Genomic DNA, 6,502 nt, shown 5'->3' on the forward strand with positions numbered 1-6,502 from the left:
CCTGGGCCGTAGTCGGTCTCGCCGCCGGCAGCGCCCGCTTTGGCTGATTCGAACCGCGCGGGATGCCGCTACTTAAGCCTGGTGCTAGACGACCGGCACTGTACTGCGGGCCGAACGACCGGCAGGACGCCTGCCGAGCTCGTCGCCGAGCCAGGCCCGGGAGGGTGTCGATGTGCTGGCTGGGCGTCGTGTCGGGCGGGTGGGTCAGCGGCTGAGGAGTTGGCGCACGGTGGCCGTGATGGCAGCGGCCGCCATGTCGGCCGCTCACCAGACACTTTCGGCCGCAGTCGGTTTCCGCAGGTCAGATCCGAGAACGGAATCCTCCAGCATCACCGGCTGTGTCGCCGCCCGAGTCGATCTTCGAGCCTGCCCGCGCCGCCGGTTCGAACCGCGTAGATTGCGGGCCCATTCGGGTGAGATGACCTCAGCCCGTTGATCTTCGGAGCGCTGACGCTGTCCGGTGCGATGGGGCTGATGCCTTCGTCAGCGGTGTGCCTGATTAGTTGCTGAGGTCCTGGATGAGATCCAGGGCTGGGTATAGGACGGGGCGCAGTGGACGGAGTCTCGACAGTGCCACGATGCGTTCGACCAGTGGGGCGGCTCGGCGGATCAGCAGTCGGGTGCGTTCCTGGTCAGGGCTGCGGTCGTGGACCCAGAACAGGACGATGCCCATGTGGGCCAGCCACAGCAGATTCGGTAGCTCGGCCATCAGCCGCTTGTCACCCTTGACATCTGTGCCGATGACCATGTCGCTCATGATGGCGGTGGATGTCTGTCGGGCGGGTCGGCTTTCGTCGCTGAATGGGCTGAGCGGGCTGGTGGGTTCGGCGGCGATGGCGAAGAATTTGCCGCCGAACTCGTGGTAGGGCGCGGCTACGTCGACGAAGGCCAGTTCCATCGTCAGCCATCGGGCGGCGAGGGAGTCGCTGCGGGGCCCTTGCTCGACCCGCTGTTGGTGCAGGGCCTGGATGTGATGGTAGAAACCCTGGACCAGGTGTTCCTTGGATGTGAAGTAGTAGTAGGCGTTGCCGACGCTGACACCGGCTTCGCCCGCGATCGCGCGCATGGTGGTCTTCGTATAGCCGTTCTGCTCGAACAGGCGCAGGGCGGCGTCGATGATCTGCTGGCGAGTTTCCTCGCCGCGTGCGGTCGCGGGCTCGGGGCGGGACATGGGGCTCAGGCTAGCTGGGCGGCGTCGACCGGAACCGGCGGGACACCGGCCTGCTGCTCCTTGTGCCGGCTGCGGCGGATCTTGTTCAGGGCGATCAGGTTTGCGAAGTGCATGCCGCCCAGTACGAGCAGGACCCTGCCAAGTTTCATGGCGAGTTCCTCGATTGCGACGCGCGCATCGCCGACTGGGACGCTGATGCGCAAAGCCAGTGCCACGAAGCCTGCGTTGACGAGCCAGAACCCGATGACCAGCAGATGATTCACGGCTTCGGCCAGGTCGCTGTCTCCATTCATGACATCCACCAGAAATCGTGCGCCGGTGCGATGCAAGACCCGCGCCACCCAGAACGTGACCGCCAAGCTGACGGTCGTGTAGGTCGCATATGTGACGACGACAAGATTCATTGTTCCAGCTCCCCGCTGATTTGAACGTGTTCAACTGCGAGACTAAGTCATTTTTTGAACGTGTTCAAGTATGAGCGGCGCAACACGTTGAGCGCCGAAGTCTGCGCCCACCATGGCATCTGCATGCATGACCGTCACCGGTCGGCTCGGCGGCACCGTCGCTCTCGCTGACTCGGCACCGGGACCGCGTAGCGCAGTCAGGCATACCGGGGTGCCGCACAGGGCATGAGCTGCGCTGTAATGGAGCCATTACCGGATATGTTGAGTGGCAGTATGTTTCGTTGGCCAACTGCCCGGTATGCAGCATGGGTTCGGTCAGGATTCGGGCATGGTCTCGCTGCCCTTGCGAGTGAGCGCAGCCAGGGCGGCGAGGTGAGCGTGGTAGGCGGTGCGCCCCTTGTGGGTGAGGGAGAGCCAGGTTCTCGGTCTGCGGTTTACGTAGCCTTTGGTGACGTCGAGGTATCCGGCGTTCTCCAGCAGAGTTACCGCCTTGGACAGGGTGGATTTGTTGAGGTCGCACAGGTTTGCGACGACCAGGAACTCGGCTTCGGCACAGCCGTCGAGGAATGCGACGAGTTTCGGGCGCGGCAGGGAGGCGAACAGCTCGTTCAGTACTTCCACGGCGCGGTGCGCGGTCCTGACTCGACGTACCAGACCCATCCACCCAGAATCACGCTGGCCAGCAGTCGTAGCCAGACGCCCAACCAGCCCACGACAGCCGGGGACGGCACAATCACCACCACCAGCCACCACACCGCTTGGTCCGTCCACCGCGACGATGGGCGAGGGATGACGCCCGCTGAATCTGTTGACCGCCATCGCTTCTCGAAATCGAATTCGCCTGACCGGGGTCGGGTGGTTCTGAGAGGGTCGCCGTATGAAGATCGGTGTTGCGCTTCCGCAGATGGCTCCCGGGTACGGACCGGGTACGACGGTCGACTGGGCTCGGCGAATCGACGCGGGTCCGTTTTCGAGTGTCTCGGTGGGCGAGCGGGTGACGTTTTCGAACCCGGAGATGGTTGCGACGCTGGGTGCTTGCGCGGCGGTGACGGAGCGGGTGCGGGTTCTGGCGAACCTCTGGGTGCTGCCACAGCACCCGGTGGCGATGGTCGCACAGCAGATCGGGACTCTCGACCAGCTCGCGAACGGACGTCTCGAGGTGGCCGTGGGCGTCGGCGGTCGCGAGCACGACTACCGCGCTCTCGGCGCTGATTTCAAGGGACGGCACCAGCAGCTCGACGACAAGGTGGCCGAGTTGAAGTCACTGCTCGCCGGTGAGCCGCCGTTCGAGGGCGCGGACCCGGTCGGGCCGGCGTGCGTGCAGCCGGGCGGGCCGATCATTCTCGCCGGCGCGATGGGGCCGAAGGCGATGCGTCGGGCGGCGCGGTGGGCGGATGGCATCTCCGGCTTCAGTATTCGAGGCGATGCCGAGGAGATCGCCAAGGTGGGCGAGCTCGCCGACCGGTGCTGGGCCGAGGCCGGTCGTGCGACGACCCCGCGCAAGGTCAGTGGCTGCTTCACCGCCCTGGGCGTCGCCGATGCTTCGGAGGCGTTGCACGCCTTCACCGCCCGCTACCTCGGCTTCCTCGGACCCAGGCTGGCCGAGATGATCGCCGCCTCGACGCGGGCGTCGAGTCCCGAGGTGCTCGCCGACATTCTCGACGGCGCGGAGCGGGCCGGGTGCGACGAGTTCATCCTGGTCCCGGCCGTCACCGACCTGAAATTCCTCGAGGTGGCGGCCGAGGTGGTGACCGCACGGCCTTGACGCTCGAGGAATGGAACCTGTTCTATTCCATGCATGACGCTGCGAGTGATCCAGTGGGCCACCGGTGGGCTTGGCCAGGCCGCGATAGGCCAGATCCAGCTGCACCCGGATCTCGAGCTCGTCGGGTGCTGGGTGCATTCGGAGGCCAAGGTCGGCCGGGACGCCGGTGAGCTCGCCGGGATCGGCCCGATCGGTGTCACCGCCACCAACAGCATCGACGAGATCCTCGCGATGGACGCCGACTGCGTCCTCTACTCGCCGCTGATGCCGAATCCTGAAGAGGTGGCGGCGATTCTGCGTTCGGGCAAGAACGTCGTCACGCCGCTGGGCTGGTTCTGGCCGACCGCGGAGGAGAAGGAGAGGATGACGGCCCCGGCCCGCGAAGGCGGCGTGACGCTGCACGGGACCGGGATCGACCCGGGCGGTGCCACCGAGCAGCAGCCGCTGTTCTTCACGGGCCTGTCCAGCGCAATCACATTCGTCCGCGGTGAGGAGTACTCCGACATCCGCACCTACAACGCCCCCGACGTCGTACGCCACCTCATGGGTTTCGGTCAGTCGCCCGAGCAGGCGATGAACGGTCCGATGCTGGCGTTGCTGGACAACGGGTTCGACCAGTCGGTGCGGATGTGCCTGGACGCGCTCGGCTTCGCCGACGCCGAGATCCGCAGGAGCCGCGAGGTGGCGGTCGCGACCGCGCCGATCGACTCGCCGATCGGCGTGATCCAGCCCGGCCAGGTCGCCGCCCAGCGCTTCGCGTGGGAGGCATTCATCAGCGACACCAAGGTCGTCAGGGTCGCGGTCAACTGGCTGATGGGCGATGAGAACCTCGACCCGCCTTGGAAATACGGCGACGGCGGCGTCCGGTTCGAGGTCGAGGTGAAGGGCGATCCCGACTGCTTCGTGACGATCCACGGATGGCACCCGACCAGCGTGGCGGCCGGCCTGCAGCGCAACCCCGGCATCGTCGTGACCGCGGCGCACTGCGTGAACTCGATCCCCCACGTCTGTGCTGCCGAACCCGGCCTGCTGACCTTCGTCGACATGCCCGTGGTCACCGGTCGGGCGCACCCGGACCTGGCGCGCTGATCGCACCGGGCGTCTCGCGCCGACTGGATCTCGCTGTGCCCATTGATCTTCTGGCGGCCCGCTTCACCGGGTAGACATTAGATCGTTTCGTGCGACACATACCCCATGCTGGACTGCGGGTTTCGGCGCAGCCAGCCCGCGATCTGCTGCGGTGACCAACGCTGGGCCAGCTTCTCGGCCACGATCCTCGCCAATCGCGGATCTCGCGACAGCGCGGTCGGTTTCGGCCGCACCGCCCGCGCCCAGGCCGCACGATCAGCCGCCAGCGCGCGATAAGCGTTGCGGCCACCGTTGCCGGCGACCTCGCGCGAGATCGTCGAGGGCGACCGGCCCAAACCTCGAGCGATCCCACGTAGTGAGTCTCCGGCCGCCAATCCACGTGAGATCTCCTCGTGCTCAGCCAGACTCAACGGCAGCTGGTTGCGGTGACGGGCTGCGGGACGGACCACGCCGCAGCGTTTGAGTAGATCCCGCACTGTCGAGGGATGCCGGCGCATCTCCCGCGCGAGGACTTTGATCGCCTGCCCGGATCGCCACCGCCGCCACACCTCCTCGACCTCGGCCTCGGACAACGGAGTTCGCTTCTCCGACAACGGTCTTGTCGAGCCCATCGCGCATCACATCCTCGGGTCACCAGGGCAAACCCAGTGTTGCGCTGACCCATTGAGACCACAGGCAATAGCGGACGTTCTGCGGCGCACCGGGTTCCGACCGCCGGCGCCCCGCGCTGGCAGGTTCGGTAAGCGCGGTCAGCGGCATAGCACGTTGCTTCAGCCAGTGCCGCAGCGCTGTCGCGGACCAGCGCGTGGGCCCAAGATCGACAAAGGGGAAGACTTCGCGGAATCGTTGCAACATGACGGGCCTGGCTTCCAGCGCTTTTGATGCCGCAGACGGGCTCGTGGGTGAATCGAACACGTCAATGCCTCGCAAATAGGCGATCCCGTACAGAGCGGACTCGTCGGCACCTCGAATCTTCGTCGGCACAAACCCGATGACCCGGAACACATCTGCGGCACCTTCGTCGAAGTCCATGAGGTTGAAGATGTACTGGGGGATATGCTCCAGATCGTTAGTGATGACCACGTGCGGACACCACTTGCGAAGCTCAGCTCGATCTATCGCCTGGCAGAACAGGCAATCGACCACGAACCCGATCGTCTGGCTATCCTCCTGGGTCAATCCGGTGATACACGGCATTGCTGGACCGATCTTCCTTTCTGTTGAAATTCAAGGTCATCCACGACAACCGGATTCTTACATGCAGTGGCGTGCTGACCCGATCCACTGACGCGCGCTCTTCGGCAGTAGCGGACGTCCAGGGCATTCAGATCGGCACGGCAGGTTGATCTTCCGTCAGGCCGCGCTGGCCGGTTGGGTCAGCGTGCCATACGGCATGACCTGTCGGCCGGTCGTGGTTGGCGGATGTTCGGAACGGGACGAACGCGGTCGCTCACACGATCCTCGCAATTCCGGCGCATACCGTGGGCATCGCCGATGTAGGTTGCTGTCGTGTTCGTCAAAGCTTTTCGATCCTCCGATGCACCCCTGTGCGCCGTGGTCGTGGCCACGATTGTGCTCGGCGTGACGCTGCATCGCGGTTGGATAGTCACTAAGTTCTGGATTTTCGCCTTGCCGTTGCTGCTGGTAGTGTTCGTGGCTGCCTTGGCCTGCTTCGTGCTGATGCTGTTTCTGGCCGGCCGCGATACGCGACGGTGGCCTCTGGTGGCAACCGCGATGCTCGCACTGATCGGGGTCGGCGGGTCGGTTTTTCTCTTCGTCGACTCGAACGCTAATGCGTGGACCAGGTTTTGGGTCGAGCGACCGGCATTCGCCGCTATCGCAGCGATGGAACTGCCGGATGGCAGAATCGATTTCTACGGTGTCGAGCTGCCTCCGCACCTGTGTCTCGTTTCGGCGAACTGCCGAGTGGCAGTGATCGGCACCAGTGGTGGGCAGCCGGTGCTGTTCGTACCCGACTAACTTCCTCACCCGGGCGTTGAAGGCGCCCTCGCTGCGGGAGGCCGCGCAGCGGCTGCCCGAGCGCGCTCGCGCCGAGAACTGGACCCACGAGGA

At 65.3% G+C, this 6,502-nt stretch carries 8 protein-coding genes; 3 read left to right on the top strand and 5 right to left on the bottom strand.

Annotation, left to right across the window (positions count from 1 at the left end; all coding sequences use genetic code 11):
* Positions 1 to 499: 499 nt before the first annotated feature.
* The 3 genes from ACFXHE_RS31815 to ACFXHE_RS31825 form a co-directional block, all read right to left on the bottom strand.
* Entirely contained in the window at positions 500 to 1,171 is a 672-nt protein-coding gene (locus tag ACFXHE_RS31815; RefSeq protein WP_379388185.1) for a TetR/AcrR family transcriptional regulator, read from the bottom strand.
* 5 nt (positions 1,172 to 1,176) lie between these two features.
* Positions 1,177 to 1,575 carry a hypothetical protein gene (locus ACFXHE_RS31820; protein ID WP_379388186.1) on the bottom strand — a complete coding sequence of 133 codons (399 nt, stop codon included), beginning with the start codon at positions 1,573 to 1,575 and terminating at the stop codon, positions 1,177 to 1,179.
* Positions 1,576 to 1,890: 315 nt separating this feature from the next.
* Positions 1,891 to 2,235 (bottom strand): transcriptional regulator, encoded by a 345-nt coding sequence (locus tag ACFXHE_RS31825; protein WP_379388187.1) that lies wholly within the window; start codon positions 2,233 to 2,235, stop codon positions 1,891 to 1,893.
* Between the two features lie 217 nt (positions 2,236 to 2,452).
* Between ACFXHE_RS31825 and ACFXHE_RS31830 the strand changes: the two genes are divergently transcribed.
* Positions 2,453 to 3,340 (top strand): LLM class flavin-dependent oxidoreductase, encoded by an 888-nt coding sequence (locus ACFXHE_RS31830; RefSeq protein WP_379388188.1) that lies wholly within the window; start codon positions 2,453 to 2,455, stop codon positions 3,338 to 3,340.
* Between the two features lie 33 nt (positions 3,341 to 3,373).
* On the top strand, positions 3,374 to 4,429 hold the full coding sequence (locus tag ACFXHE_RS31835; RefSeq protein ID WP_379388190.1) for a dihydrodipicolinate reductase: 1,056 nt from the start codon (positions 3,374 to 3,376) through the stop codon (positions 4,427 to 4,429).
* Positions 4,430 to 4,506: 77 nt separating this feature from the next.
* On the opposite strand, the gene ACFXHE_RS31840 is transcribed toward ACFXHE_RS31835, so the two are convergent.
* Together ACFXHE_RS31840 and ACFXHE_RS31845 are read right to left on the bottom strand one after the other, a co-directional pair.
* On the bottom strand, positions 4,507 to 5,040 hold the full coding sequence (locus ACFXHE_RS31840) for a transposase (protein WP_379388191.1): 534 nt from the start codon (positions 5,038 to 5,040) through the stop codon (positions 4,507 to 4,509).
* A gap of 19 nt (positions 5,041 to 5,059) precedes the next feature.
* Entirely contained in the window at positions 5,060 to 5,626 is a 567-nt protein-coding gene (locus ACFXHE_RS31845) for a hypothetical protein (protein WP_379388193.1), read from the bottom strand.
* 312 nt (positions 5,627 to 5,938) lie between these two features.
* Here ACFXHE_RS31845 and ACFXHE_RS31850 point away from each other — a divergent pair, with 312 nt between their 5' ends.
* Positions 5,939 to 6,409 carry a hypothetical protein gene (locus ACFXHE_RS31850; protein WP_379388194.1) on the top strand — a complete coding sequence of 157 codons (471 nt, stop codon included), beginning with the start codon at positions 5,939 to 5,941 and terminating at the stop codon, positions 6,407 to 6,409.
* The last annotated feature ends 93 nt before the right edge of the window (positions 6,410 to 6,502 follow it).

The organism is Nocardia sp. NPDC059229 (genome assembly GCF_042754165.1).
Lineage (GTDB): Bacteria > Actinomycetota > Actinomycetes > Mycobacteriales > Mycobacteriaceae > Nocardia.

Excerpts from the sequence above, each read along its gene's own strand:
- ACFXHE_RS31820 (WP_379388186.1), bottom strand. The coding sequence starts at position 1,575 with ATGAATCTTGTCGTCGTCACATATGCGACCTACACGACCGTCAGCTTG.
- ACFXHE_RS31830 (WP_379388188.1), top strand. The coding sequence starts at position 2,453 with ATGAAGATCGGTGTTGCGCTTCCGCAGATGGCTCCCGGGTACGGACCG.
- ACFXHE_RS31840 (WP_379388191.1), bottom strand. The coding sequence starts at position 5,040 with ATGGGCTCGACAAGACCGTTGTCGGAGAAGCGAACTCCGTTGTCCGAG.
- ACFXHE_RS31835 (WP_379388190.1), top strand. The coding sequence starts at position 3,374 with ATGACGCTGCGAGTGATCCAGTGGGCCACCGGTGGGCTTGGCCAGGCC.
- ACFXHE_RS31845 (WP_379388193.1), bottom strand. The coding sequence starts at position 5,626 with ATGCCGTGTATCACCGGATTGACCCAGGAGGATAGCCAGACGATCGGG.
- ACFXHE_RS31825 (WP_379388187.1), bottom strand. The coding sequence starts at position 2,235 with ATGGGTCTGGTACGTCGAGTCAGGACCGCGCACCGCGCCGTGGAAGTA.
- ACFXHE_RS31815 (WP_379388185.1), bottom strand. The coding sequence starts at position 1,171 with ATGTCCCGCCCCGAGCCCGCGACCGCACGCGGCGAGGAAACTCGCCAG.